This is a genomic window from Paraburkholderia sp. RHO2 (assembly GCF_050955445.1).
Classification (GTDB): domain Bacteria; phylum Actinomycetota; class Actinomycetes; order Mycobacteriales; family Mycobacteriaceae; genus Prescottella; species Prescottella agglutinans_A.
The window spans coordinates 2197018-2220916 of record NZ_CP162617.1 but is presented as its reverse complement, the minus strand read 5'-3'; the positions used below and the strand labels follow the sequence as shown (position 1 = coordinate 2220916).

The window sequence follows — 23899 nt, the reverse complement described above, 5'->3', positions numbered from 1 at the left end:
TCGTGTCGCCGCGAGGTTCGCTACTGCGCGGCGGTCTCGCCGTTGGACGACGTCGCCGGCGGCTCCACGGCCGCGGCCGGCTTGGCCGGGGCGGTGGCGCTGTTACCGGACGGCAGGGCCTCGCCCTTCATGGAGGCGCGGATCTGCTCGAGCCGGCTGTGGCCCGCCATCTGCACGCTCGCCTGCTGAACCTCCATCATGCGACCCTGAACGGAATTCTGGGCGAGTTCCGCGGCGCCGAGCGCGTTGGCGTAGCGCTGCTCGATCTTCTCGCGCACCGCGTCGAGGCTGGGCGTGTTGCCCGGTGCCGCGAGGGTCTGGTCCATCGAGCGCAGCGAGTCGGAGACCCGCTCCTGCATCTTCGCCTGCTCGAGCTGGCTCAGCAGCTTGGTGCGCTCGGCGACCTTCGACTGCAGCGTCATCGCGTTCTGCTCGACGGCCTTCTTGGCCTGCGCCGCGGCCTGCAGCGCCTGATCGTGCAGCACCTTGAGGTCCTCGACCGACTGCTCGGCCGTCACCAGCTGCGCCGCGAACGCCTCCGCCGCATTGGTGTACTGGATCGCCTTCTCGTTGTCACCGGCGGCCGCGGCCTGGTCGGCGAGCGTGACAGCCTGACGCGCGTTGGCGTTGAGCTTCTCGACCTCGTCGAGCTGGCGGCTGAGCTTCATCTCGAGCTGACGCTGGTTGCCGATGACCGACGCAGCCTGCTGGGACAGGGCCTGGTGCTGACGCTGAGCGTCCTCGATCGCCTGCTGAATCTGAACCTTGGGGTCGGCCTTCTCATCAATCTTGGAATTGAAGAGCGCCATCAGGTACTTCCATCCCTTGACGAAAGGATTAGCCATGGGTTGATCCTGCCTCCATCTGCTGCGCCGCGCGTTGCGCGACCCGATGCGCGACCGTCACGCACCGAAATCGGGTTCTACCCGTACCTGCTCGCCCGATCACGGAATCGCCGATCGGCGTGTTCGGTGTACCCATGATCGTTTCTTTCGAATCTATCGGTTTCCGCGGGTCGCCGACACCGCTTACGCGGCAGCCAGCGCCCGCGCGGTGGGTGCCGGAATGACGACCCGAGTGTCCTGCGCGATGCGTCCGCTCACCTTCCGGGCATCGGCACCGACGTTCTCACGTTCCGCGGCACCCCGCGACGCGACGGCCGGCACCGCGCCGACGGCCAGCGTCTCGCTCACGTCGACCAGCACGTCGGACAGCGGGACGTCGAGCGCGTCGCAGATAGCCGCCAACAATTCGCTCGACGCTTCCTTGCGTCCGCGTTCGATCTCGGACAGGTAGCCGAGACTCACCCGTGCACTGTTCGACACTTCACGCAGGGTTCGGCTCTGCGAAACGCGTGTGCGCCGAAGACTGTCACCGATTGCCTCACGCAATAGCAGCGCCATCTCGCTCCTCCTTCATCCGAAACCCCACTCGTGATGACAAACGCACGAGTGCATGTTCTTGGTTCCCGAAACCCTATCGCGCCACGCGTTCGAGCAAACTCGACACCGCCGCCTGAACGCTGCCGAGTCGGATTTCCCACCGGTCACCGCGCATTTCCAGGGCCGTGACCTGGGTGCCGTCGGGTCCGGCAATTCCCAGGAACACGGTCCCGGGAGGGTGCCCGTCCTGAGAATCCGGTCCCGCCACACCGGTCAGTCCGACACCCCAGTCGGCGACGCACCGTCGCGCCGCACCCTCCGCGAGCTGGGCCGCGGTCCGGGGCGCCACTGGCCCGTCCTCGGCCAGCACGTCGGCGTCGACGTCGGCGAGGGTGCCTTTGAGGTCGGTCGCATAGACGATCAGCCCACCGCGTAACACGGCGCTCGCGCCGGGCACACCGGCCAGGGTCGCCGCGAGCAGACCGGCCGTGAGGGATTCCGCGGTCGCGATCGTCTCGCCGCGACGGATCAACGCTTCGATGACGTCACGGGCGGGCGCCGCAGCCGTCAACGGGTCCATCATGCGCCCGCGCGCCTCACCCCGGCCCGGAGTCGGACCGCCTGGACGACGTAATCGAGGCCCGTCGCGACCGTGAGGACGACCGCGAGACCCATCAGCGCGGCGCTGAACGGCGCGAAACCGTCCGGGAGCGGGACCAGGTACAGCCCGATCGCCACCGACTGGACCAGCGTCTTGAGCTTGCCCCCGCGACCTGCGGGAATCACCCCGTGGCGAAGCACCGCGAACCGCATCAACGTGATGCCCAGTTCCCGGGCCGCGATGATGCCGGTCACCCACCACGACAGGTCCCCGAGCATCGACAGCCCCACCAGCGCGGCCCCGATCAGCGCCTTGTCTGCGATAGGGTCGGCCATCTTCCCGAAGTCGGTGACGAGGCCGTGCTTGCGCGCCAACTGCCCGTCGATGCGATCGGTCACCGCCGCCACCGCGAAGATCGACGCGGCGGCGATCCGCCACCCCGTCGAGTGGCCGCCGTCGGCGAACAGCGCGACGAGGAACACCGGCACCAGCACGATCCGCAGCACCGTGAGGATGTTGGCGATGTTGACCAGCGGAACCGGCTTGTGCGGGGCGACGCCGTCGGCCGCGAGGGCGTCAGGAGCGGCGGTCGCGTCGCGCCGCGGCGTGCTCATGACCGAACCGATCCGACGGGACACCCAGGCACACCCGAGACGAACGGGACGTGGCGTGGGGCGATGGATCGGGGCGGCACACTGCTCACAATATCGGTTGCGGCTATGACTACTGTGCACCACATGACATCTGGGACTCCGACAGCTGGAAGGAACGAGGCTGAAGGGATGAAGGTGCGACGCGCGCGCACCTCGGACGTACCGGAAATCAAGCGACTCATCGACATTTATGCCGGAAAGATCCTGCTCGAGAAGAATCTGGTCACGCTGTACGAGGCCGTCCAGGAATTCTGGGTCGTGGAGCAGGCGGGCGCCGTCGTCGGCTGCGGCGCCATGCATGTGTTGTGGTCCGATCTCGGCGAGGTCCGCACCGTCGCGGTCGATCCGTCGGTCAAGGGACGCGGCGCCGGCCACCTGGTGGTCGCGAAGCTGATCGAGGTGGCCCGGGAGCTGGAACTCGAGCGGCTGTTCGTCCTCACCTTCGAGGTGGACTTCTTCGCCAAGCACGGTTTCGCCGAGATCGAGGGCACCCCCGTCACCGCGGAGGTGTACGCCGAGATGTGCCGCTCCTACGACACCGGCGTCGCCGAGTTCCTCGACCTGAGCTACGTCAAGCCGAATACGCTGGGTAATACCCGTATGCTGCTGACGCTCTGACGACCAGACCCCGGGATCGAGGAATCATGCCGCTGTTCGCCGTCCAGTACACCTACGCTCCCGAGAAGTCCGCGCTGCGCGACGACCACCGGACCGACCACCGCGCCTGGCTCGCCGATCTGGTCCGCCGCGGCATCGTGCACTCGTCCGGCCCGTTCGCCGACGGCAGCGGTGCGCTGATGATGGTCGAGGCGGACACCGCCGTCGACGTGCAGGACCTGTTCGATCAAGATCCCTTCGCGAAGCGCGACCTCGTGGAGCAGCGCACCGTTCGCGAGTGGATCCCGGTCTTCGGGGTCTTCGTCAAGTAACCCGGGAGAGCGAAGGAACCCGCGGCACCGACGTCACGTCGTCGATACCGCGGGTTCCGCTGTTTCTCGCCTACTTCTTCTGCGCGACGGCCGCGTCGTCGGCAGCCTCGCCGGCGCCCTTCTCGACGGGACCGTTGCGGGTCTTGATCAGGCTCGCGACCGCGGTCACCACGAGGACGCCCACGATCACGCTCAGCGACATCACGGTCGAGATCTCGGGCACCGCGACATGCTCACCACCGTTGATGAACGGCAGCGTGTTCTCGTGCAGCGCGTGCAGCACCAGCTTCACGCCGATGAACGCCAGGATGATCGACAGGCCGTACGAGAGGTAGACCAGGCGCTCGAGTAGCCCGCCGATGAGGAAGAACAGCTGCCGCAGGCCCATGAGCGCGAACGCGTTGGCGGTGAACACCAGGTACGGCTCCTGCGTGAGGCCGTAGATGGCGGGAATCGAGTCGAGCGCGAACAGCACGTCGGTGAACCCGATGACGACCAGCGCGAGCAGCAGCGGGGTGACCATCCGCTTGCCGTCGACCTTGGTGATCAGCTTGTCGCCGTCGTATTCCTCGGTGGTCGGCAGGAACCGCTTGAGCGTCCGGACCAGTTTGTTCTCGCGGTCCTGCTCGGCCTCCGGCCCGTGACCGGCGTCCTTGATCAGCTTGGCCGCGGTGTAGATGAGGAACGCGCCGAACAGGTAGAACACCCAGCTGTAGGTGTTGATCGCCGCGGCACCGACCGCGATGAAGGCACCACGCATCACGAGCGCCAGCACGATGCCGATCAGCAGCACCTTCTGCTGGTACTCACGGGGCACCGAGAACGTCGACATGATGATCACGAAGACGAACAGGTTGTCGACCGACAGCGCCTTCTCGGTGACGAAGCCGGCGAAGTATTCACCGCCGAACGTGGTTCCCCACACCGCCATGACGAAGAGACCGAAGGCGATCGCCAGCCCGATGTAGACCGCCGACCAGAACGCCGATTCCCGGAAGGTCGGGGCGTGCGGGGTGCGCACGTGCGCGAAGAAGTCGAAGACGAAGAGTCCGAGAATCACCAGGCAGGTGATGATCCAGACAAGGGGGGATACGTGCATCAGCGATAGACCTCCGGTAGGTACGTTTCACCACCGGAGGTCTCTCCCACCGATCCGACGGCGAAGGCGCCGTGGCGGATCAGCCGACAGAACCGGAGCGGCAACGGTGCCCCTCGTGTTGACGAGTCTGTCGCAGGATCGGGGATACTCCCCTCCAAAAGTGCTTCCTATTCAACCACAGGAAGCCCCGGTCCCCCCAAACAGGCGGGGCGCGGTACGTCAGTCCGCGCTCTCGGCCGCGTTCGGATCGCCGCCCCGGATCGACCACAGCAGACCGTCGAGTTCGTCGGGCTTGACCAGTACCTCCCGCGCCTTCGACCCTTCGCTGGGCCCGACGATCTCGCGCGTCTCCATCAGGTCCATCAGGCGACCCGCCTTCGCGAACCCGACCCGCAGTTTGCGCTGGAGCATCGATGTCGAACCGAACTGGCTCGAGACCACCAGCTCCACCGCCTGCAGGAACACGTCCATGTCGTCGCCGATATCGGGATCGACGTCCTTCTTCTCCCCGGCCTTGGCCGTCGTGACGCCTTCGGTGTACTCCGGCTCGGCCTGGTTCTTGGTGAAGTCGACGACGGCCGCGATCTCTTCGTCGGTGATGAAGGCACCCTGCATGCGGATCGGTTTGCCGGCGCCCATAGGCAGGAAGAGCCCGTCACCCATGCCGATGAGTTTCTCCGCGCCCGGCTGGTCGAGGATGACCCGGGAATCGGTGAGCGACGACGTCGCGAATGCCAGACGCGACGGCACGTTGGTCTTGATCAGGCCCGTGACGACGTCGACCGACGGTCGCTGCGTCGCGAGCACCAGGTGGATGCCCGCGGCACGCGCCTTCTGCGTGATCCGGACGATCGCCTCCTCGACGTCCCTCGGCGCCGTCATCATCAGGTCGGCGAGCTCGTCGACGATCGCAAGGATGTACGGGTAGGGCCGGTAGACGCGTTCGCTGCCGAGCGGTGCGGTGATGTCGCCGGACTTGACCTTCGCGTTGAAGTCGTCGATGTGCCGGACCCGGCTGGCCTGCATGTCCTGGTAGCGCTGCTCCATCTCCTCGACGAGCCAGGCGAGCGCCGCGGCGGCCTTCTTGGGCTGCGTGATGATCGGGGTGATCAGGTGCGGGATGCCCTCGTACGGCGTGAGCTCGACCATCTTGGGGTCGATGAGGATCATCCGGACCTCGTCCGGGGTGGCGCGGGTGAGCAGCGACACGAGCATCGAGTTGACGAAGCTCGACTTACCGGAACCGGTGGAACCGGCGACCAGCAGGTGCGGCATCTTCGCCAGGTTGGCGCTGACGAAGTCGCCCTCGATGTCCTTGCCGAGGCCGATCACCAGCGGGTGGTGGTCCTTGCGCGTGGACGGCGCCACGAGGACGTCCGACAGGCGGACCATCTCCCGGTCGGAGTTGGGCACCTCGATACCGACGGCGGACTTGCCGGGAATCGGCGCGAGCAACCGGACATTGTCGGTCGCCACCGCATACGCGATGTTGCGGGCGAGCGCGGTGATCTTCTCGACCTTGACGCCGGGGCCGAGTTCCACCTCGTACCGGGTCACCGTCGGACCGCGGGTGTACCCGGTGACCGCGGCGTCGATCTTGAACTGCTCGAGGACCTCGCTGATCGCCTCGATCATGGCGTCGTTGGCCGAGCTGCCTGTTTTGGGTGGGTCGCCCTCGACCAGCAACGACATCGGCGGCAGCGCGTAGTCGCCCTCGATCACCCGGTCGGGGACGAAGGCGTCCTCCTCCGCGGGCGGCGCCGGTTCCGGCGCGGGCTTCGGCGCGACGCGCGCGCGCGGCTTGGGTCGGGCGGGCGGCGCGGGCGCCGGTTCGGGTTCCGGCGCGGGGTCAGGCTCCGCCGGTGCCGGGGCGTGGTCGGGATCGCCCGGATCCCACAGGCCGAGGACCTCGGTGGCCGTGTCGGCGTGGACCTCGTCGGTCGGGTAGTTCTGCTCCGGGGTGCCGCGCCGACTGCGCGGTGTGCGCCGCGCCGGCCGGGCCGGGGCGGCACCGTCGACCGGGTAGCCGTCGGCGTCGAACAGGCTGGGGTCGTAGTCGTCTGCCCCGTGGTCGGGGTCGTCGTGGAAATCGGGGTCGTCGGCGTGGTCGTACGCGTAGTCATCGTCGTACGAGGTGCCGAACCAGGACCGCAACCGGTCCGGCACCTCGCGCACCGTGGTCCCGGTGAGCAGCAGGATGCCGAAGAACATGGCCATGAGCAGCAGCGGAACCGACAGCCATTCCGTGACGCCGTCGGTGAGCGGACCGGCGACGACGAATCCGACCACACCAGCACCCGAGGGCCACCCGTTCGACGTGGCCGGCGAACCGGACGCGATGTGCCACAGACCGACCGCGGGCAGGCCTACGAGCAGAGAGCCGAGAATCAGGCGGGGACGGATCTCGGGCTTGGGTTCGGTCCGCATCAGCACGACCGCGATCGCGACGCCCAGGATCGGCAACACGGCCGCGACGGCACCGACGACCGCACGCACCGCCGCCTCGATCCACTCCCCTACCGGGCCGCCCGCGGAGAACCACATGCCTCCGGCGATGACGACGCTGACCGCGATGAGCCCGAGGGCGATGCCGTCGCGTCGATGGCCGTGTTCGATGTCCGCGGCCTTGCCCATCGTCCGCGTGGTCGCGCCGACGCCCTTGGCGACCATCGACCAGCCGGCGCCGATGCCGCGGCCGACCGAGGCCAAAGCACTGCCGGTGCCGCGCGAGGACTTGGCGGCCGGGCGACGCCCGCCGGCGCCGCCGCGTGCGGCCGGTTTCCGGGTCGACGACGCCCTGGACGCCGCGGGCTTGCGCTGACCCGCCGACTTGCGTGTGCTCGACGCCGACGCGGCACGGCCCGAGGACCGGGTTCCCGATGTGGCGGAGCCCTTCCCAGCAGAGGTCGAACGCGCACGGGTCCGCGACGTGGATGCTGTCGAACTCGATCCGCGGGCGCTCGTCTTCCCTGCCATACAGGCCAGGTTAGTCGCTACGGCACCATCCGGACCATCCGCAACACACGTCCCACTCGTTCACCGGGCTGAATATCGGTCCCGACCGGCGCAGGGGTCACAGGCTGCGGTCGAGGGCGGTGACCGCCGCCACGTTCTCCGCGGTTCCGTCGAACTCCACGCGGACCTCGTCGCGCCCGAACGCATGCATGAGCAGCTCACCCGGTTCGCCGCGCAGCGTGACCGTGGCCGCCCCCGCCTTGTGCACCGTGGCGTGCTTGCCGTCGGGGCGCTCGAGCACCACCGTCACCGGGGACTTGCGATAGGTGCGCCGCCCGATCCCCGATGCGGTGGTCCAGAGCTTGTCCTGCATGCCGGCCGGCAGCGTGCGCACCGTCCAGTCGGGCTGGGCCCGCCGCACGTCCTCGTGGTGGACGAACATCTCCGCGAGGTTCGCCTGCTCGTCCATCAGGCGGAAGGGAGACCATATCGGCGGGCCGGATCGCACGTCCTCGAGCAGGGCGTTCCAGTCCTTGCGCGCAACACCCCGCTGGACGCGCTCGGTGTGGCCGGCCAGGGCCGGGATCAGGATCCCGGGTGAGGCGTCGAGTCGCCGCTCGCGCAGCACCAGGTGCGCGGCGAGGTCGCGGGCGGTCCAGTCGCCGCACAGCGTGGGCGCGTCCGGGCCGGTGGCGCGCATGGTGTCCACCAGGGCGTGGCGTTCGTCACGGGCGTAAGGCACACCACACCGTAACCGGAGCTGGACTCGAACGGGCGAACTTGTCGGTCCGGACTTCTACCCTGGGAAGCGACACCGCACGCGCGAGAGGAGCGCCGCATGTCGAAGATCACGATGTCCCAGAGCGAACGCGAGGAGTTTCTCGCCGCCCTGCACGTCGGCGTGATCGCCGCCGAACGCGACGGCGACCGAGCCCCGCTCGCAGTCCCGGTCTGGTACACCTACTCCCCCGGCGGCGAGGTCATGGTGTGGACCGAGCGTGGGACAGTCAAGGAACGGCTGATCCGCGCGAGCGGCCGGTTCAGCCTGTGCGCCCAGCAGGAGGCGCCGCCGTACCGCCACGTCAGCGTCGAGGGTCCGGCGACATTCCAGGACGATGTCACCGCCGACGACGTACGGCCGCTGGTGCACCGCTACCTGCCCGACGCCGAGGCCGAGGCGTTCATCGGCGAGTCGTTCAACGACAAGGCCGTCCTGATCCGGATGCTGCCGGAGCGGTGGTTCACGGTCGACTACGGAAAGCTGGAGTCCTGACGGTCACGCCGTCGAGCGCCGCGTCCGGAACGGCCAGGCGAACCGGCGACGGCGCCCGAAACGCACGTCACCCCGCCGAATCTCGGCGTACCCGGCTGCGGCGAGCGCGGCGCTGGCGAGCGCCCGCCGGGCCCTGAGCTGTTCCTCCTCGATGCTGCGGATGTCCACGACCGGCGCCGACGCGCGGTCGGTTCGCCACCGTTCGACGACCTCGTCGGCGTCGACCCGGCGGATCGGCACCTGTGGACCGGACGGATTGCGCAGCCACAGCGCGATCCTGCGGTTGATCCGCGCCACCTCGTCGCGGACCTCACGCTCGGTGCGGGCGGTGCGCACGGTCACGGGGAGACGTTCGATGTCCTTGCGCAGCCGCAGCGGCTCGGGCAGCAGGTCGTCCGCCGACAGGCCTTCGCGTTCGAGATAGCCACGTACCCACCAGTCGTCTCCCCCACCGGCGGGGATGGGTTTACCCGCGCCGGCGAGGTTCTCGAACTCGCCACGTTCGTATGCGCCGCGGATCTGGGTTTCGACCCACGACTCGAACGTGGCGCGCAGCGGCTTGCGCTCGGTCATGACGGGACAACCTCCTCACCCGTCGTATGCGACCGCCGCGGTTCGGGTTACGGCACCCCGATGACGGTCGGCACGATCATCGGCCGGCGGCGGTACTTCTCCGCCACCCAGCGTCCCACGACCCGGCGTACGGCCTGCGCGATCCGGTGAGTGTCGGTGATGCCCTCGCCCGCGAGCCGCACGAGCTCCGATTCGACGAGCGTCGCCGCCTCCTTGAGCGCGGCCGGGTCGTCGGAGAAGCCGCGCCCCGACACCTCGGGGGTGCTGACGGCGCGGCCGGTCGCGGAGTCCACGGCCAGCGAGATCGAGATGAAGCCGCCCTCGCCGAGGATCAAGCGGTCCGACAGCGTCGAGTCGCCGACGTCGCCGACCGAGTTGCCGTCGACGTACACGTGTCCGACGGGGACCCGTCCGACGATCTCCGCGAGCCCGTCGACCATGTCGACCACGACGCCGTCCTCGGCGAGCACGATCCGGTCCTCCGGCACACCGGTGGCCTTGGCCAGCGCGGCGTTGGCGCGCAGGTGCCGCCACTCGCCGTGCACCGGCATCGCGTTGGTGGGCCGCACCGCGTTGTACAGGTAGAGCAGCTCGCCGGCCGACGCGTGTCCGGAGACGTGGACCTTGGCATTCTGCTGCGTGACGACGGTGGCACCGCGCTTGGCGAGCCCGTTGACGACCGCGAACACCGAGTTCTCGTTGCCGGGGATCAGCGACGACGCGAGCACGACGAGGTCGTTGGCGCGGATGTTGATCTGGCGGTGCTCGCCGCGCGCCATCCGCGACAGCGCTGACAGCGGCTCGCCCTGCGAACCGGTGGACACGAGCACGAGCTTGTCGTCGGGCAGGTTCGCGGCGGTGTCGATGTCGACGACCAGACCGTCCGGCACCGACAGGTAGCCGAGGTCCTGCGCGATCTGCATGTTGCGGACCATCGAGCGGCCGACGAACGCGACGCGGCGGTTGTAGCGCACCGCGACGTCGACGACCTGCTGGATGCGGTGCACGTGGCTCGCGAACGACGCGACGATCACCCGCTGGGTGGCCTTGCCGATGACGTTGTCGAGGACACCGCCGATCTCGCGTTCGGGGGTGACGAAGCCGGGGACCTCGGCGTTGGTGGAGTCGACGAGGAACAGGTCGACGCCCTCGTCGCCGAGCCGGGAGAATCCGGCGAGATCGGTGAGCCGGCCGTCGAGGGGCAGCTGGTCGAGCTTGATGTCGCCGGTGTGCAGCACCAGGCCGGCCGAGGTGCGGATCGCGACGGCGATCGCGTCGGGGATCGAGTGGTTGACCGCGAAGTACTCGCACTCGAACGGGCCGTGGCTCGTCTTGTCGCCCTCGACGACCTCGACGAGGTTGGGGCGCTGGCGGTGCTCACGGCACTTGGCGGCGACGAGCGCGAGCGTGAACTTGGCGCCGACGACGGGGATGTCGGGGCGCAGGCGCAGCAGGAACGGCACGGCACCGATGTGGTCCTCGTGGCCGTGCGTGAGGATGATCGCCTCGACGTCGTCCATCCGGTCCTCGATGTGCCGGAAGTCCGGGAGGATCAGGTCGACGCCGGGCTGCTGGTCCTCGGGGAAGAGGACGCCGCAGTCGACGATGAGCAGCTTGCCCTGGTGCTCGAAGACCGTCATGTTGCGGCCGATCTCGCCGATGCCGCCGAGCGCGACCACCCGCAGACCCTTCGCGGGCGCCTTGGGCGGGAGGCCGAGTCGATCGGTCGGATCGACCGCGACGGGCGCGGACGGCTTCGACCGCCCGGAGCGGCGCGACTGCGACCTCCTGGTGCCGGTCTTGGGGGCCGATTCCCGCTGTGCCGCAGCGGACTTGCCGCTCTCGGCCGCGGCCGCGGGTGCGGCCGATTCGGCGCGCTCGGTCCGCTCGGCCTCGGTCATCGGCGGGCCGGCCTGACGTGAGGCGCTGCGGCGACGTGCGGGACGGGTCATGCCAGCACCCCCGCGGCGTGCAGGTCCGCCGCCAGGATGTCGAGCTGCTCGGTGGTGGGGGCGACCTGAGGCAGTCGCGGCTCGCCCACGTCGAGGCCCATGAGCCGCAGTCCGGCCTTGGACGCGCTGACGCCGCCGAGACGCGCCACCGAACGGTTGACCGGCACGAGGCTCAGGTTGATCTCGCGGGCCTTCGCGAGGTCGCCCTCCATGAAGGCGGTGTGCAGTGCGCGCAGACGCTGCGGCACCAGGTGGCCGATGACGCTGACGAAACCGATCGCGCCGACCGACAGCCAGGGCAGGTTCAGCGGGTCGTCACCGGAGAAGAAGTCGAGGTCGGTGGTGCCGATCAACTCGGCACCCGCGTTGAGGTCACCCTTGGCGTCCTTGACCGCGAGAATCCGGGGATGCTCGGCGAGACGACGGATCGTCTCGGTCTCGATCGGGACCACGGAGCGCGGCGGAATGTCGTAGAGCATCACCGGCAGGTCGGTGGCGTCGGCGACGGCGGTGAAGTGCGCGTACAGACCGGCCTGCGGCGGACGCGAGTAGTACGGCGTGACGACCAGCAGGCCGTGCGCGCCGGCGCGGGCCGCGTCACGCGCGAGTTCGACGCTGTGCGCGGTGTCGTTGCTGCCGGCGCCGGCGACGATCCGGGCGCGGTCGCCGACGGCCTCGACGACGGCACGCAGCAGTTCGAGCTTCTCGTTCTCGGTGGTGGTGGGCGATTCGCCCGTGGTGCCGGCCAGCACCAGTCCGTCACAACCGTTGTCGACGAGGTGGGTGGCCAGCCGCACGCCGGCATCTACGTCCAGCTTTCCGTCCTTGGAGAACGGGGTCACCATCGCAGTGAGGACGGTGCCGAACGGACGCTCGACGGATGCAGCTGAATCACCGTAGGTCATGGTCAGAAGGCTACCCGGTCAGCGCTGCAGACCTGAACACGACGGCACCCCCACGGGATCGGCGCGCTGCGAGCAGCCGCCGACCTCGCTCAACCGGCCGTGCCGAACTCGCTCGTCGCGACCTCCGAACCGTCCGGCAGCCTGACGATTTCGAAGTCTCCGAACACGTTCGGCGCGGCGTGTTGCAGCTGTCGCAGGCATTCGATGGCGACCTGACGGATCTCGACGTCGGCGTGCTCGGTGGCCCGCATCTCGACGAAGTGGCGCCACGCGCGGTAGTTGCCGGTGACCACGACGCGGGTCTCGGTGGCGTTGGGCAGCACCGAGCGAGCGGCCTGGCGCGCTTGCTTGTTGCGGATCGGGCCGCCCGGCACGTCGGCGAGCTTCTCCTCCAGCGCCGCCAGCAGTTCGGCGTAGGCGTCCCGGCTGGCTTCGGTGGCCTTCGTGAACAGCGCCTCGAGATGCGGGTCGCCGGCGATCGCGGGCGGGACCACGACGTTGCTGTCGTTCTCGCGCACGAACCGCTGGGACAGCTGCGAGTACGAGAAGTGGCGGTGCCGGATCAGCTCGTGTGTGCACGAGCGCGAGATGCCGGTGATGTAGAAGCTGACACTGCCGTGTTCGAGGACCGAGAGGTGCCCGACCTCGAGGAGATGGCGCAGGTAGCCGGCGTTGGTCGCGGTGCGTGGGTTCGGCTTGGACCAGCTCTGGTAGCAGGCCCGGCCGGCGAACTCCGCGAGCGCCTCGCCGCCGTCGGCGTCGGTCGCCCACGGGACGTCGACGGGCGGGACGAACTCCGTCCGCGCGACGAGCTGCACCTTCAGGGACACTGCATTCCGCACCGCACACCCTCCCCGGATGGTCGTCGATTCACCTCGACCGACCCTAGCGCCACGCGCCGGTGGTCACTGGGGCACCACAGCTCGTCAAGCCGGCGCGGGTCCGCCCTGCAGTTGCTCGACGGCGTGCACGAGCGGCGCCAGTGCGGGCTCGGCAGCCGCCTCGTCGAGGGCCTCACGCAGGGCGGTGTTATGCGTGGGACGCGCCTCCTCCAACAGGCGTCGACCGTCGTCCGTGACATCGGTGTAGATGCCACGCCGGTCGGTCGGGCACAGGTAACGCGAGAGCAGCCCGCGATCCTCCAGTCGAGTCACCAGCCGCGTGGTGGCGCTCTGACTCAGGACGACGGCGTCGGCAACTTGCCGCATCTGCAGATGCCCGCCCTCACCGTCGTGCTGGCGGCTCAGCACGTCCAGCAGTGAGTACTCACGCGCACTCAACCGGTGCGCCGCCTGCAGTGCGCGTTCGACCCGACTCTCGATGCGCCCGTGGAGCAACGAGAGCGCCGACCAACCGTGTGCCAGTGCGGTCATCGCCGGGTCGGTAGCGGTCATGGTCGGCTCCCTCGGTCGGGTCGTGCGGACGGTGGCACGCCGACGGGTGGCCGGCTATTGCGCACCTCACTATACCCGCGCTTGCGATTAGACCGCGTGTGCAATTATTGTCATCGCTCGTAAAGCGCGCTCGCGCATCTTCACTGTGCACAAAGGATCGTCCTCATGCCGCTCGCACTCCTGGCACTGGCAATGGGAGCCTTCGGAATCGGCACCACGGAATTCGTGGTCATGGGCCTGCTCCCCCACATGGGCGCCGACCTCGGCGTGTCCGTTCCGACGGCCGGCTTCCTGGTCACCGGCTATGCCCTCGGCGTCATGATCGGCGCGCCGCTCATGACCGTTCTCGGCACCCGGATCTCTCGCAGGAACATGCTCATGCTGCTCATGGGCCTGCTCATCCTCGGCAACCTCGTCACCGCCATCGCACCGGTCTTCGCCATCGTGTTGATCGGCCGCGTCGTCGCCTCGTTGGCCCACGGCGCCTTCTTCGGCATCGGCTCCGTCGTCGCCGCCGAACTGGTCGCTCCGGACAAAGCGGCCGGCGCCATCGCCATGATGTTCACCGGCCTGACCGTGGCCAACGTCGCGGGTGTCCCCCTGGGCACCTTCGTGGGCCAGACCGCCGGCTGGCGCGTGACCTTCCTGATCGTCGCCGCTCTCGGCGTGGCCGGTCTCGCCGGTGTCGCCACGTTCGTGCCCGACGTACCCGGGCCCGCGGGAGTGCGGCTGCGGCACGAGATCGCCGCCTTCAAGAACACCCAGGTCGTCCTGGCCATGGCCATGACGGTTCTCGGCTTCGGGGGCGTGTTCGCGGCGATCACGTACATCGCACCGATGGTCACCGAGGTGAGCGGGTTCGCGGATTCCTCCGTCACCTGGCTCATGGTGGTCTTCGGGCTGGGCATGGTGGCCGGCAACCTCGTCGGCGGCCGCTTCGCGGACCGCACGCTCATGCCGATGCTCTACACCGCGCTGGGCGGCCTCGCGCTGGTCCTGGGACTCTTCACGTTCCTGGCCACCGACAAGGTCTTCTCCGTCGCGGCCGTCTTCCTCATCGGCGCCCTCGGGTTCGCCACCGTCCCGCCGCTGCAGAAGCGCGTCCTGGACCACGCCCCCGGCGCACCGACGCTGGCCTCGGCCGTCAACATCGGCGCCTTCAACCTCGGCAACGCACTGGCTGCCTGGCTCGGCGGCCTGGCGATCTCCGCCGGCCTCGGCTACACCGCACCCAATGCCGTCGGTGCCGTCCTGGCTGCCGCCGCCCTGGGGCTGGCGGTCTTCTCACACCGACTCGAACTGCGGCCGACGCGCACCGCCGTGGTCCCGGCAGACCCGGACCCCGCCGCGACGGCCGCCCGCGTCTGACCGACCTCGTTCTCCCTCGACGCAATCCCCACGAAAGGAACCCCCCGATGACTTCCGTACCGAACGTGACACTCGACAACGGTGTAGTGATGCCGCAGTTGGGCTTCGGCGTTTTCCAGGTCCCGGACGACGAGACCACCGCCGCGGTCACCAACGCCTTGGAGTCCGGCTATCGCAGCATCGACACGGCCGCGATCTACGGCAACGAACGCGGTGTCGGCCGCGCGATCGCAGCCTCCGGCCTCCCCCGTGACGAGCTGTTCGTCACGACCAAGCTGTGGAACGAGGACCAGGGATACGACCGAACGCTGGCCGCGTTCGACGCCTCCCTCGACAAGCTGGGTCTCGACTACGTCGACCTCTACCTCATCCACTGGCCGACCCCGGCCCGCAATCTGTTCGTGGAGACGTACCGCGCACTCGAGATGATCCTCTCCGATGGACGTGCGCGCGCCATCGGCGTGTCGAACTTCCAGGTCCCCCACCTCGAGCAGCTCATGGAGCACACCGGCATCACTCCGGCGGTCAACCAGGTGGAGCTGCACCCCGCCCTCCAGCAGGGCGAGCTGCGCGCCTTCCACGCCCGGCACGGCATCGCCACCGAGGCGTGGAGCCCCCTGGCGCAGGGCGCGGTTCTCGGAGACGAGGCGATCACGAAAATTGCGGCAGCACACGGGGTTAGCCCCGCGCAGGTAGTGCTACGCTGGCACATTCAGACCGGCAACATCGTGATCCCCAAGTCCGTCACCCCCGTCCGTATCCGAGAAAACGTGGACGTGTTCGGATTCGAGCTCACCGACGCCGACATGGCCGCCCTCGCGAGCCTCGACCGCGGACTGCGCACCGGCCCGGATCCCGACACCCTCAACTGAACCCACCCCGGAGTGCCCGTCGACGGGCGACGGGCACTCCGGGGGTCGGCACCACCAATGCAGTTCGGTCCCGTGAGGAGGACTCCCGTGCAGATCGATCTCTCCGACCGGACCTCCCTGGTCACGGGATCCACGCAGAGCATCGGTCACGCCATCGCCTCCGGGCTCGCCCGCGCAGGAGCACACGTCGTCGTCAACGGCCGCGGCGAGGAGCGTGTCGCGGCCGCCGTCCGGACCGTGCGCGCCGATTCCGGCAGTGACGACGTCACGGGCGCCGTGGGCGATCTGGCGTCCGCGCAGGGCACCGCCGCCGTCCTCGACGCGGTGCCCGCGGTGGACATCCTGGTCAACAATCTCGGCATCTTCGGCTCCGCTGCCCCGCTGGAGATCGACGACGACGAGTGGCGCCGCTACTTCGAGGTCAACGTCCTCTCCGCCGTCCGGCTCATCCGCGCGTACCTGCCCGGCATGAAGGAACGGGGTTGGGGACGGGTCCTGAATCTCGCCAGCGACTCGGCCATCGCCATCCCGGCCGAGATGATCCACTACGGCATGACCAAGACCTCGCTGCTCGCCGTCAGCCGCGGGTTCGCCAAGGACGCGGCCGGCAGCGGCGTCACCGTCAACTCGGTCATCGCCGGACCCACCCACACCGGCGGCGTCGAACAGTTCGTGCGCGAGCTGGTCGGCGACGAGTTGCCCTGGGATGAAGCCCAGCACCAGTTCATGGTCCGCTACCGCCCCCAGTCCCTGCTGCAGCGCCTCATCGAGCCCGAGGAGATCGCCAACCTGGTCGTGTACCTCGCCTCGCCCTACGCCTCGGCCACCACCGGCGGGGCGGTGCGGGTCGACGGCGGCTACGTCGACTCGATCCTCCCCTGAGCGCGCGACACCGCCACGACGTCAAAGCGACCTTGCCATGACGCCAACATGACGTCACAATGGCGTCATGGATCTCACCGAGTACACCGCTCGACTGCGCGACGACCTGGCCGCGGCGGCGGCCCTCGGCGACGCGGACACTCAGCGAATCGCCGACGCCCTGGCCGGGGCGGTCGAGCGTTCGGCGCAGCTCATGCTGGTGTCCGCGCTGTCCGACCTGGCCCGCGAGGCATCCGAGGAACTGGGCGATCGCACCCTCCACGTCCGATTCGACGGCACCGACGTGGCCGTCGAGGCGACGCGGCGCCGACGCGAGGCCGACGACGCCACGAGACAGCAGAGCGACACCACCGACCCGTACCGCACCCTCGAGGACGTCACCGGCGACATCAGCCGGGTGACGTTGCGCCTGGTCGACCAGATCAAGGCACGCGCGGAGGAGGCGGCGGTCCAGGACGGGATGTCGCTCAATTCGTGGGTCTCGCAAGCGGTTCAGGGCGCCCTGCGCGACCAGATGCGCCGCAGTCGACCCGACGACGCCTGAGCCGCCGCGCTCGTCCCTTACCGGCATCCCCGGCCCCGAGATGGTCTAATTGCGTCTCATCGGTCACGGGGAAGAGGAGTGGAGAGCATGGCGGTTTCCGGGGCGAAGGAGTTCGAGGTCAAGGCCGCACCGGCCGACGTCATGGCGGCGATCGCAGCCGTGGACCGCCTGCCCGAATGGTCGTCCGCCCACAAGAAGGTCATCGTCGAGAGCACCCATCCGGACGGTCGCGCCAACCGCGTACGAATGACCGTGTCGATCATGGGAATCAACGACGAGCAGGTGGTCGACTACTCGTGGGACGGCGACAACCGGATGTCGTGGACGCTGGTCGAGAGCACCCAGCAGAACAGCCAGGACGGGTCGTACATCCTCACCCCGAAGGGCGACGGCACCCTCGTCAGGTTCGAACTGACCGTCGACCCGAAGATCCCGCTGCCCGGCTTCATGTTGAAGAAGGCACGCAACATGGCGCTCGATACCGCCAGCAAGGGCCTGACCAAGTTCGTCGACGGCAAGTAGCCCACCGGTGAGCACCCGCGTCCGGGCCGCCGGGGCGGCGGCGGTGGTGGTTGTGCTCGCGGCCGCCGGGTGCGCCGACACCGTCGACGGCACGGCGGTCGCCGATCCGTTCGCCCCGACCACCGCCGAACCCGATCCGTCGCTCGGGATCGAGGGCATCACCGTTGTGGAGTACCCGGTGGGACGGCACGTGCAGGGCAACCAGCGCGTCGCCTACGACCGCACTCCCCCGTTCGGCGGGCCCCACGACGCGGTGTGGGCGCAGTGCACCGGGACCGTCTACGACAAGGCGATTCGCAGCGAGAACGCCGTGCACTCGCTCGAGCACGGCGCGGTGTGGATCACGTACGACCCGGAACTCGTGTCCGGCCGGGCCCTGGACGCGCTCGTCGACCGCGTCGAGGGGCAGCCGTACCTGTTGCTGTCGCCGTATCCCGGCCTGTCGGTTCCGGTGTCGCTGCAGTCGTGGGGCCACCAACTGGTGGTCGACGACACGTCGGACGAGCGGATCGACCACTTCGTCGACGCACTGCGCTTGAACCGCAACACTTTTCCCGAGCCGGGCGCGACGTGCGCGACGCTGCCCACCGCGTTCGACGTGAAGAACCCGCCGCCGTTCCAGGCCGGACCACCGGATCCCCGGGCGCCCGACACGGTTCCGATGAATTGATCAGATGTCGCCCGCGACGGTGACGGCGACTGTGGCGCCGAGTTCGTAACAGCTCTCGCGCACGGCCGCGTCGATCGGCCCGGTGATCTCGACGACCTGCGCCGACTGCACGAGTTCCATTCCCGCCGCGATCTTCTGGACCGACTTCACCGCACCGGCGGTGTCGTTGTTGCCGTGCACCCACAGCCCATACGGCCGGCCGGCGACCGTGTCCAGGCACGGGTAGTAGACGGTGTCGAAGAAGTGCTTGAGGGCCCCGGACATGTACCCGAAGTTGGCGGAGGTCCCGAACAGGTAGCCGTCGGCGCCGAGCACGTCGACCGGGGTCGCGTGCAGGGCCGGTACCGAACGCACTGTGACACCGGTGATCTCGGGGTCCCGCGTTCCGGCGAGCACCGCCTCGAGCAGCTCACGGGTCGCCGGGGAGGACGTGTGGTGCACCACCAGCAGCGTCCTCTCCGCCCTCTCCGTCGACCCGTCGGCCATCGGTCAGCTCTCCCGCTCGAGCTTCTCGAGCGCGACGGCACGGCGCATGGTGTCCCGCGCCCGGCCGCGGTCGCCCGCGTAGTCGTACGCACGTGCCAGCCGGTAGGAGTTGCGCCAGTTGTCGGGATCGGCCTCCCATTCCTGCTTGACCTGAGCGAACAGCGCGTCGGCGGCGTCACGCTCGATGCGCCCGGACGGGCGGCGCGGCAGGTCCGCCACGTCGAGTTCCAGGCCCTCGTCGTGGATGCGGCGGGCGAGGTGCTGGTGCGCCAGGCCGGACCGGATGGTCGCGACGACCATCCACACGCCGAGGAACGGGAGCACCAGCACCGCGATGCCGAGCACGACCGGCACGGCGCGGCCGTCCTGGATCAGTGCGATGCCGCGCTGGCCGAGGAGGACGAAGTAGAACGACAGTGCGACGACGATCGCCGCGATCGCGACGACGACGCGGGTGGACTGGTTCTTCACAGGTCCAGCAGGGGGTCGATGCCGACGGTGAGGCCAGGACGCTGCCCGATCTCGCGCACGCCCAGCAGCACGCCGGGGGCGAAGGAGTTCCGGTCGATCGAGTCGTGCCGGATCGTCAGGGTCTCGCCCTGCGTGCCGAGGAGCACCTCCTGGTGCGCGACGAGACCGGCCAGGCGAATCGAGTGGACCCGCACGCCGTTCACGTCCGCGCCGCGGGCGCCCTCGAGTTCGGTGGTGGTCGCATCGGGGCTCGGTCCGCGACCGGCCTTCTCGCGTGCCTCCGCGATGAGTGCCGCGGTGCGGTACGCGGTGCCGGACGGCGCGTCGGCCTTGTTCGGGTGGTGCAACTCGATGACCTCGACGGAGTCGAAGAAGCGGGCCGCGGCGGCGGCGAAGCGCATCGACAGCACCGCACCGATCGCGAAGTTGGGGGCGATCAGCACGCCCACGCCCGGGTTGTCGTCGAGCCACGACTGCACCTGCGCGAGACGGGCGTCGTCGAAGCCGGTGGTGCCGACCACCGCGTGGATGCCGTTGGAGATGAGGAAGTGAAGGTTGCCCATCACGACGTCGGGGTGCGTGAAGTCGATGACGACCTGCGTCTGCTGGTCGACGAAGTGCTCGATCCGCTCACCCTGGTCGACGCCGGCCACCAGTTCCAGGTCGTCGGCCTGCTCGACGGCCTCGCACATCGCGCGGCCGACCTTGCCCTTCGCACCGAGAACACCGACCCTGATGGGTGCTGCTGAAGTCACGTTCACGCTCCGTCCAAATCCCTGAATGTGCTCGGCGTAAGCCTACGGTGCGCGCATCCGGCGCACGCATCCGACGCACGCCGGTCAGAGACGGACGGCGGTGATGAACACGCTCGACTGCCCGACGGGCACGTCGCCGTCCTCGAGCGTCCGCCCGAACCCGTCGGCCACCTCGGCGGAGCGCACGACGTCGACTTCCCACCCGTGGTCGGAGAGCCACGCGGCCGCCGCGAAGTCCTCCTCGTCCCGCCACATCGCCGCCATGTCGATGCCGAACAGTTGGCTCATGCGACGGATCCGGTCCTCCTGCATGACGCCTCGCACGTTGTCGAAGTGTTCGACCTCGAGACGGCTACCCGGCGCCGACAGATCGGTGACGAATCGGAAAAGGCGCTCCTTCGCCTCGTTGGGGAGGAACGGGAGCAGCCCCTCGGCCAGCCATGCCGACCTCCGGGCGCCGTCGAATCCCTTGTCCTGCAAAGGAACAGACCAGTTCTCTCGAAGATCGACCGCCACCTCTCTCCGGTCCGCACGGGGACGGGCGTCCTGTGCGGCCAGCACCTCGTCCTTGAAGGACAGCACCCGCGGAGCGTCGAGTTCGTAGACCGTGGTCCCGGCCGGCCAGTCCAGCCGGAACGCGCGGACGTCCAGCCCCACCGCGAGCAGGACCACCTGGTCGATACCCGCGCCGCTCGCGGCGGCGAAGTAGTCGTCGAAGAACCTCGACCGCACTCCCATGTAGGTCGCCATCGACCCCCACGGGATCTCACTGTCGTCGACCTCGTCGAGTCGCGTCGGCATCGGCACCGGCGGGGCCGCCGCCTCCACGAATGCCTCCGCGTACGGGTCGGAGATCAGACGGTCCTGCCGATGGGTCTCCATGGCCCGCCCGGCCGCGACGCCGAGAGCCGTGATCCCGACACCGGTGACGATGTCCCATTCCGCCAGTTCGTTCATTTCGCACCTCACCAGGACGCGATCATCCGAATGGAGAAGATTGCCGTGCAACGTCTTTCGCTCGCGTTGCGGCACCGACGCTCGGGCCCGGATGCGGTCTCGGCCCCGACCGGCGCCAGTTCCAGGCTACTCTCGGGCCCCGCCGGGAAGCTGAGATTCCCCTGCGAAAGCGGCCGCCGGGAACGTACCGTCGAACCAGATGACGCCGCTGCTCGGCGCCGGACGCCGACGGCGTGCGCGTCACGAGGAGGTCGTCGGCGATGGATTCGAACGACGGGTACCGCAGGGACACCGGCAGGCAGATCCTTCCGATTCCACCCGAGACGTACACGGGCACGATCCTGTACGACGCGAAGGATCCCGACGCGACGTTCCCGCCGATCCGCCCGCTCCGGCCGCCCGTGGGTGCACCGAACGTGCTGATCGTGCTGCTCGACGACGTCGGGTTCGGGGCGTCGAGTGCGTTCGGCGGCCCGGTCGACACCCCCACCGCGGAGCGACTGGCCGGCGGCGGCCTGAAGTACACCCGGTTCCACACCACCGCGTTGTGCTCCCCCACCCGCGCCGCGCTCCTCACCGGCCGCAACCATCACCGGGTGGGCATGGGTGGCATCACGGAGATGGCGACGTCGTCACCCGGGTACACATCGGTGCGTCCCGACACGTGCGCTCCGCTGGCGGAGATCCTCACCCTCAACGGGTATTCGTCCGCACACGTCGGCAAGTGCCACGAGGTCCCGATCTGGGAGACCAGCCCGGTGGGGCCGTTCGACCGGTGGCCCGCGCCGGGGAACGGGTTCGAGTACTTCTACGGCTTCGTCGGCGGCGAGACCGACCAGTGGTATCCGACGCTGCACGAGGGCACCCGGCGGGTCGAGCCGTGGGGCACCCCGGAGGACGGCTACCACCTCACCGAGGATCTGGCGGACAGGGCGATCTCCTGGGTGCGACAGCAGAAGGCGCTGGCTCCGGAGAAACCGTTCCTGCTCTACTTCGCTCCGGGCGCGACCCACGCGCCGCACCACGTGCCGCAGGAGTGGGCCGACAAGTACCGTGGCCGCTTCGACGACGGCTGGGACGCGCTGCGGGAGCGGACGTTCGCGCGTCAGAAGGAACTCGGGGTGGTTCCGGCCGACGCCGAACTCACCCGGCGGCACGAGGCGATCCCCGCGTGGGAGGACATGGACGCGGCGTTGCTGCCGGTGCTGCGTCGGCAGATGGAGAACTATGCCGGGTTCCTCGAACACACCGACCACCAGGTGGGCCGGGTGGTCGACGCGATCGACGAACTCGGAGCACTCGACGACACCCTGGTCTTCTACATCATCGGCGACAACGGCGCCTCCGCGGAGGGGACGCTGCAGGGCACGTTCAACGAGCTGATCAGCCTCAACGGCATGGCCGGGATCGAGACTCCCGAGTTCCTCACCAGCCAGCTCGACAAGCTGGGTGGGCCGGAGTCGTCACCGCACTACGCGGTGGGGTGGGCGCACGCGATGGACACGCCCTACCAGTGGACCAAGCAGATCGCGTCGCACTGGGGCGGAACGCGCAACGGGACCGTCGTGCACTGGCCGCACGGTTTCGCCGCGCGCGGGGAACTGCGGCACCAGTTCCATCACGTCATCGACATCGTCCCCACGGTCCTCGCGGCGGCACGAATCCCGGCGCCGACGACCGTCAAGGGGGTGCGGCAGGACGCGATCGACGGCGTCGACATGACGTACTGCTTCGACGACGCCGCCGCGCCGGACCGCCACGTCACGCAGTACTTCGAGATGTTCGGCAACCGCGGGATCTACCATCGGGGCTGGACGGCGGTCACCAAGCACCGGACACCGTGGCAGACCGTCGGCAGCGCCGGGATCGGGTTCGACGACGACGTGTGGGAGCTCTACGACACCGCGTCCGACTGGACGCAGTCCCGTGACCTGTCGGTGGAGCACCCCGATCGCCTGCACGAGATGCAACGGCTGTTCCTGATCGAGGCGACACGCAACCGCGTCTTCCCCCTCGACGACCGCCTGTTCGAACGGGTCCTGCCGAAGATCTCGGGCAAACCGAGCCTCGCCCCCGGCACGCGCCAAGTGCTGTTGCCCGGCATGGGCGGGCTGCTCGAGATGCACATCGTCAACTGGCGCAACCGGTCCTGGTCGCTGACCGCGCACGTGGATGTTCCCGAGGATCCTGCGACCGCCGCGAACGGCGTGATCCTCACCCTCGGCGGGCACGCCGGAGGATGGGCGTTCTACTTCAAGGACGGACGACCCACGTTCTGCTACAACCTCTTCGGCCTCGAACGGACGCACGTGCGCGCCGGACAACCGGCGCCTCCCGGCACGCACCAGGTGCGCGTCGAATTCGCGTACGACGGCGGCGGGCTCGGCCGGGGTGGGACGATCACGCTGTTCACCGACGGACAGCCGGTGGGTTCGGGGCGCCTCGAGCGCACCGAGCCCATCGGGTTCGGGTACGAGTTCACCGACGTCGGACGGGACGGCCAGTCGACCGTCACACCCGACTATCCCCGCGGCGACAACGCGTTCACCGGGCGGATCCACTGGGTGCAGATCGACGTCGGCGACGACGACCACGGTCACCTCGTCGATCCGGCCGACGTCGTGCGGGTCGCGATGTACCGGCAATGAGCACGGCG

The 23899-nt window shown here is 69.0% G+C and carries 26 protein-coding genes; 10 read left to right on the top strand and 16 right to left on the bottom strand.

Annotated features, from left to right (window positions below):
- Positions 1-20 precede the first annotated feature (20 nt).
- The 4 genes from ABTV10_RS10235 to pgsA all read right to left on the bottom strand — a co-directional run bounded on the left by ABTV10_RS10235 (position 21) and on the right by pgsA (position 2597).
- Positions 21-845 (bottom strand): PspA/IM30 family protein, encoded by an 825-nt coding sequence (locus ABTV10_RS10235; protein ID WP_433612294.1) that lies wholly within the window; start codon positions 843-845, stop codon positions 21-23.
- A 183-nt stretch (positions 846-1028) separates the two neighbouring features.
- Complete coding sequence (locus tag ABTV10_RS10230; RefSeq protein ID WP_433612292.1) at positions 1029-1403, bottom strand: helix-turn-helix domain-containing protein; 375 nt, start codon at positions 1401-1403, stop codon at positions 1029-1031.
- 73 nt (positions 1404-1476) lie between these two features.
- Complete coding sequence (locus ABTV10_RS10225; RefSeq protein WP_499034488.1) at positions 1477-1965, bottom strand: CinA family protein; 489 nt, start codon at positions 1963-1965, stop codon at positions 1477-1479.
- On the bottom strand, positions 1962-2597 hold the full coding sequence (gene pgsA, locus ABTV10_RS10220; protein ID WP_499034485.1) for a CDP-diacylglycerol--glycerol-3-phosphate 3-phosphatidyltransferase: 636 nt from the start codon (positions 2595-2597) through the stop codon (positions 1962-1964). The genes ABTV10_RS10225 and pgsA overlap by 4 nt, the downstream gene beginning before the upstream one ends.
- Positions 2598-2765: 168 nt before the next feature.
- On the opposite strand from pgsA, the gene ABTV10_RS10215 reads away from it, so the two are divergent.
- Positions 2766-3254, top strand: coding sequence for an amino-acid N-acetyltransferase (locus tag ABTV10_RS10215; RefSeq protein ID WP_433612286.1), 489 nt, complete (start codon positions 2766-2768; stop codon positions 3252-3254).
- Positions 3255-3280: 26 nt separating this feature from the next.
- Positions 3281-3565 carry a YciI family protein gene (locus ABTV10_RS10210; RefSeq protein WP_499034484.1) on the top strand — a complete coding sequence of 95 codons (285 nt, stop codon included), beginning with the start codon at positions 3281-3283 and terminating at the stop codon, positions 3563-3565.
- 70 nt (positions 3566-3635) lie between these two features.
- On the opposite strand, the gene ABTV10_RS10205 is transcribed toward ABTV10_RS10210, so the two are convergent.
- The 3 genes from ABTV10_RS10205 to ABTV10_RS10195 form a co-directional block, all read right to left on the bottom strand.
- On the bottom strand, positions 3636-4664 hold the full coding sequence (locus ABTV10_RS10205; protein ID WP_499034482.1) for a TerC family protein: 1029 nt from the start codon (positions 4662-4664) through the stop codon (positions 3636-3638).
- Between the two features lie 219 nt (positions 4665-4883).
- Complete coding sequence (locus ABTV10_RS10200) at positions 4884-7640, bottom strand: DNA translocase FtsK (protein ID WP_499034479.1); 2757 nt, start codon at positions 7638-7640, stop codon at positions 4884-4886.
- A gap of 97 nt (positions 7641-7737) precedes the next feature.
- Entirely contained in the window at positions 7738-8361 is a 624-nt protein-coding gene (locus ABTV10_RS10195; protein WP_499034478.1) for a TIGR03085 family metal-binding protein, read from the bottom strand.
- A 96-nt stretch (positions 8362-8457) separates the two neighbouring features.
- Between ABTV10_RS10195 and ABTV10_RS10190 the strand changes: the two genes are divergently transcribed.
- Positions 8458-8892 (top strand): pyridoxamine 5'-phosphate oxidase family protein, encoded by a 435-nt coding sequence (locus ABTV10_RS10190; protein ID WP_499034477.1) that lies wholly within the window; start codon positions 8458-8460, stop codon positions 8890-8892.
- A 3-nt stretch (positions 8893-8895) separates the two neighbouring features.
- Here the strand turns inward: ABTV10_RS10190 and ABTV10_RS10185 are convergent, their stop codons facing one another.
- The 5 genes from ABTV10_RS10185 to ABTV10_RS10165 all read right to left on the bottom strand — a co-directional run bounded on the left by ABTV10_RS10185 (position 8896) and on the right by ABTV10_RS10165 (position 13716).
- Entirely contained in the window at positions 8896-9465 is a 570-nt protein-coding gene (locus ABTV10_RS10185; RefSeq protein WP_499034475.1) for a DnaJ family domain-containing protein, read from the bottom strand.
- A 47-nt stretch (positions 9466-9512) separates the two neighbouring features.
- On the bottom strand, positions 9513-11417 hold the full coding sequence (locus ABTV10_RS10180) for a ribonuclease J (protein WP_499034473.1): 1905 nt from the start codon (positions 11415-11417) through the stop codon (positions 9513-9515).
- Positions 11414-12322 (bottom strand): 4-hydroxy-tetrahydrodipicolinate synthase, encoded by a 909-nt coding sequence (gene dapA, locus ABTV10_RS10175; RefSeq protein WP_499034471.1) that lies wholly within the window; start codon positions 12320-12322, stop codon positions 11414-11416. Before dapA ends, ABTV10_RS10180 begins: the two co-directional genes overlap by 4 nt.
- Before the next feature lie 89 nt (positions 12323-12411).
- Positions 12412-13164 carry an FAD-dependent thymidylate synthase gene (gene thyX / locus ABTV10_RS10170; protein ID WP_499034469.1) on the bottom strand — a complete coding sequence of 251 codons (753 nt, stop codon included), beginning with the start codon at positions 13162-13164 and terminating at the stop codon, positions 12412-12414.
- 84 nt (positions 13165-13248) lie between these two features.
- Positions 13249-13716 (bottom strand): MarR family winged helix-turn-helix transcriptional regulator, encoded by a 468-nt coding sequence (locus ABTV10_RS10165; RefSeq protein WP_499034467.1) that lies wholly within the window; start codon positions 13714-13716, stop codon positions 13249-13251.
- 165 nt (positions 13717-13881) lie between these two features.
- Between ABTV10_RS10165 and ABTV10_RS10160 the strand changes: the two genes are divergently transcribed.
- The 6 genes from ABTV10_RS10160 to ABTV10_RS10135 all read left to right on the top strand — a co-directional run bounded on the left by ABTV10_RS10160 (position 13882) and on the right by ABTV10_RS10135 (position 18574).
- Positions 13882-15084, top strand: coding sequence for an MFS transporter (locus ABTV10_RS10160; protein ID WP_499034465.1), 1203 nt, complete (start codon positions 13882-13884; stop codon positions 15082-15084).
- 47 nt (positions 15085-15131) lie between these two features.
- Positions 15132-15956, top strand: coding sequence for an aldo/keto reductase (locus tag ABTV10_RS10155; protein WP_499034463.1), 825 nt, complete (start codon positions 15132-15134; stop codon positions 15954-15956).
- Positions 15957-16043: 87 nt separating this feature from the next.
- On the top strand, positions 16044-16838 hold the full coding sequence (locus tag ABTV10_RS10150) for an SDR family NAD(P)-dependent oxidoreductase (RefSeq protein ID WP_499034461.1): 795 nt from the start codon (positions 16044-16046) through the stop codon (positions 16836-16838).
- Between the two features lie 67 nt (positions 16839-16905).
- Positions 16906-17382, top strand: a complete 477-nt coding sequence (locus tag ABTV10_RS10145) for a hypothetical protein (RefSeq protein ID WP_499034460.1) — start codon at positions 16906-16908, stop codon at positions 17380-17382.
- 87 nt (positions 17383-17469) lie between these two features.
- Positions 17470-17904, top strand: coding sequence for an SRPBCC family protein (locus tag ABTV10_RS10140; RefSeq protein ID WP_127915886.1), 435 nt, complete (start codon positions 17470-17472; stop codon positions 17902-17904).
- 7 nt (positions 17905-17911) lie between these two features.
- A complete protein-coding gene (locus ABTV10_RS10135) occupies positions 17912-18574 on the top strand; it encodes a thioredoxin-like domain-containing protein (RefSeq protein ID WP_499034458.1) in 663 nt (220 codons plus the stop codon).
- On the opposite strand, the gene ABTV10_RS10130 is transcribed toward ABTV10_RS10135, so the two are convergent.
- The 4 genes from ABTV10_RS10130 to ABTV10_RS10115 form a co-directional block, all read right to left on the bottom strand.
- Complete coding sequence (locus tag ABTV10_RS10130) at positions 18575-19060, bottom strand: flavodoxin family protein (RefSeq protein WP_499034456.1); 486 nt, start codon at positions 19058-19060, stop codon at positions 18575-18577.
- A 3-nt stretch (positions 19061-19063) separates the two neighbouring features.
- On the bottom strand, positions 19064-19531 hold the full coding sequence (locus ABTV10_RS10125; RefSeq protein ID WP_433612255.1) for a hypothetical protein: 468 nt from the start codon (positions 19529-19531) through the stop codon (positions 19064-19066).
- Positions 19528-20286 (bottom strand): 4-hydroxy-tetrahydrodipicolinate reductase, encoded by a 759-nt coding sequence (gene dapB, locus ABTV10_RS10120; protein WP_499034455.1) that lies wholly within the window; start codon positions 20284-20286, stop codon positions 19528-19530. The genes ABTV10_RS10125 and dapB overlap by 4 nt, the downstream gene beginning before the upstream one ends.
- Before the next feature lie 84 nt (positions 20287-20370).
- Positions 20371-21243, bottom strand: coding sequence for an SAM-dependent methyltransferase (locus ABTV10_RS10115; protein WP_499034453.1), 873 nt, complete (start codon positions 21241-21243; stop codon positions 20371-20373).
- 260 nt (positions 21244-21503) lie between these two features.
- On the opposite strand from ABTV10_RS10115, the gene ABTV10_RS10110 reads away from it, so the two are divergent.
- Positions 21504-23891 (top strand): arylsulfatase, encoded by a 2388-nt coding sequence (locus ABTV10_RS10110; protein WP_499034452.1) that lies wholly within the window; start codon positions 21504-21506, stop codon positions 23889-23891.
- The last annotated feature ends 8 nt before the right edge of the window (positions 23892-23899 follow it).

Excerpts from the sequence above, each read along its gene's own strand:
- ABTV10_RS10235 (WP_433612294.1), bottom strand. The coding sequence starts at position 845 with ATGGCTAATCCTTTCGTCAAGGGATGGAAGTACCTGATGGCGCTCTTC.
- ABTV10_RS10230 (WP_433612292.1), bottom strand. The coding sequence starts at position 1,403 with ATGGCGCTGCTATTGCGTGAGGCAATCGGTGACAGTCTTCGGCGCACA.
- ABTV10_RS10225 (WP_499034488.1), bottom strand. The coding sequence starts at position 1,965 with ATGATGGACCCGTTGACGGCTGCGGCGCCCGCCCGTGACGTCATCGAA.
- pgsA (WP_499034485.1), bottom strand. The coding sequence starts at position 2,597 with ATGAGCACGCCGCGGCGCGACGCGACCGCCGCTCCTGACGCCCTCGCG.
- ABTV10_RS10215 (WP_433612286.1), top strand. The coding sequence starts at position 2,766 with ATGAAGGTGCGACGCGCGCGCACCTCGGACGTACCGGAAATCAAGCGA.
- ABTV10_RS10210 (WP_499034484.1), top strand. The coding sequence starts at position 3,281 with ATGCCGCTGTTCGCCGTCCAGTACACCTACGCTCCCGAGAAGTCCGCG.
- ABTV10_RS10205 (WP_499034482.1), bottom strand. The coding sequence starts at position 4,664 with ATGCACGTATCCCCCCTTGTCTGGATCATCACCTGCCTGGTGATTCTC.
- ABTV10_RS10200 (WP_499034479.1), bottom strand. The coding sequence starts at position 7,640 with ATGGCAGGGAAGACGAGCGCCCGCGGATCGAGTTCGACAGCATCCACG.
- ABTV10_RS10190 (WP_499034477.1), top strand. The coding sequence starts at position 8,458 with ATGTCGAAGATCACGATGTCCCAGAGCGAACGCGAGGAGTTTCTCGCC.
- ABTV10_RS10185 (WP_499034475.1), bottom strand. The coding sequence starts at position 9,465 with ATGACCGAGCGCAAGCCGCTGCGCGCCACGTTCGAGTCGTGGGTCGAA.
- ABTV10_RS10180 (WP_499034473.1), bottom strand. The coding sequence starts at position 11,417 with ATGACCCGTCCCGCACGTCGCCGCAGCGCCTCACGTCAGGCCGGCCCG.
- dapA (WP_499034471.1), bottom strand. The coding sequence starts at position 12,322 with ATGACCTACGGTGATTCAGCTGCATCCGTCGAGCGTCCGTTCGGCACC.
- ABTV10_RS10165 (WP_499034467.1), bottom strand. The coding sequence starts at position 13,716 with ATGACCGCTACCGACCCGGCGATGACCGCACTGGCACACGGTTGGTCG.
- ABTV10_RS10160 (WP_499034465.1), top strand. The coding sequence starts at position 13,882 with ATGCCGCTCGCACTCCTGGCACTGGCAATGGGAGCCTTCGGAATCGGC.
- ABTV10_RS10155 (WP_499034463.1), top strand. The coding sequence starts at position 15,132 with ATGACTTCCGTACCGAACGTGACACTCGACAACGGTGTAGTGATGCCG.
- ABTV10_RS10145 (WP_499034460.1), top strand. The coding sequence starts at position 16,906 with ATGGATCTCACCGAGTACACCGCTCGACTGCGCGACGACCTGGCCGCG.
- ABTV10_RS10140 (WP_127915886.1), top strand. The coding sequence starts at position 17,470 with ATGGCGGTTTCCGGGGCGAAGGAGTTCGAGGTCAAGGCCGCACCGGCC.
- ABTV10_RS10130 (WP_499034456.1), bottom strand. The coding sequence starts at position 19,060 with ATGGCCGACGGGTCGACGGAGAGGGCGGAGAGGACGCTGCTGGTGGTG.
- ABTV10_RS10115 (WP_499034453.1), bottom strand. The coding sequence starts at position 21,243 with ATGAACGAACTGGCGGAATGGGACATCGTCACCGGTGTCGGGATCACG.
- ABTV10_RS10110 (WP_499034452.1), top strand. The coding sequence starts at position 21,504 with ATGGATTCGAACGACGGGTACCGCAGGGACACCGGCAGGCAGATCCTT.